This is a genomic window from Alcanivorax sp. HI0083 (assembly GCF_001635175.1).
In genome coordinates this window covers 1-851 of the sequence record NZ_LWFX01001645.1, presented here as the reverse complement: position 1 = coordinate 851, position 851 = coordinate 1, and the positions used below count along the sequence as shown (strand labels likewise).

Sequence of the window (851 nt, the reverse complement as noted above, 5' to 3'; positions counted from 1 at the left end):
TGCTGGAAGCGCTGAAAGATGATCTGAACACCTCGGAAGCGGTCAGCGCCCTGCATGCCATCGCCGGCGAACTGAACAAGGCCGAGCTGGCGGACAAGCCGAAACTGAAAGCGGAATTACTGGCCGGCGCCGACCTGCTCGGTATTCTCACCGTGGAGCCCACTGCCTGGTTCCAGAACAAGAACGTGAGCGAAGATGGCCTCAGCAACGACGACATCGACGCCCTGGTCGCCGAGCGCACCCAGGCCAAGAAGGACAAGAACTTCACCCGCGCCGACGAAATCCGCCAGCAACTCACCGACGCCGGCATTCAACTGGAAGACACCCGCGAAGGCACCCGCTGGAGTCGGTAAAAGAGACGCGGCACGCAGCACGTTGTTGGTTTTCCCCGGCTGCAGGAGCTCCTCTCGGGGTGCGAACCGGGCGAAGCAACAGCGGTTTCCATCCGGGAAAACCGGGCGGATCAGGAACGCCTGATCGCCCTCCCGGGCGATTTCCTCGCTGCGCTCGGTTCGCCCCCTGGAAGGGATCTCCTACAGCAGCTTCGTAGAACCAATGGACCAGCGTGTAGATACCGTCTCTCCCAATGAACCACAACCCCTCTCAAACGGGCTGTGGTTCATATTCTTTCTGGTGCGCCAGCACGCCGTAAGCGATGTGCACCAGTTTTCTCATGGCCGCGCCCAGCGCTGACATCTTTCGTTTGCCTGCAGCACACAGCCGTTGATATTGGCGCCGAATGCTGGGGTTATGCCGCATCGCCACAACGGCACCCATGTATAACTTTTGCCGCAACGCGGGGTCGCCATTCTTCGAGAGCCGCGGCGCGTGCCTGACCGAACTGCCCGAGG

Annotated in this window: 2 protein-coding genes; one reads left to right on the top strand and one right to left on the bottom strand. The window is 61.1% G+C overall.

The features are described 5' to 3' along the window. The coding region (locus A3754_RS24215) for a DALR domain-containing protein (protein WP_369817647.1) at nt 1–353 on the top strand (353 nt) is incomplete at its 5' end. Between the two features lie 250 nt (nt 354–603). Here A3754_RS24215 and A3754_RS24210 read toward each other — a convergent pair. Next, on the bottom strand, nt 604–851 hold a 248-nt coding region (locus tag A3754_RS24210; protein ID WP_156497200.1), incomplete at its 5' end, for a transposase.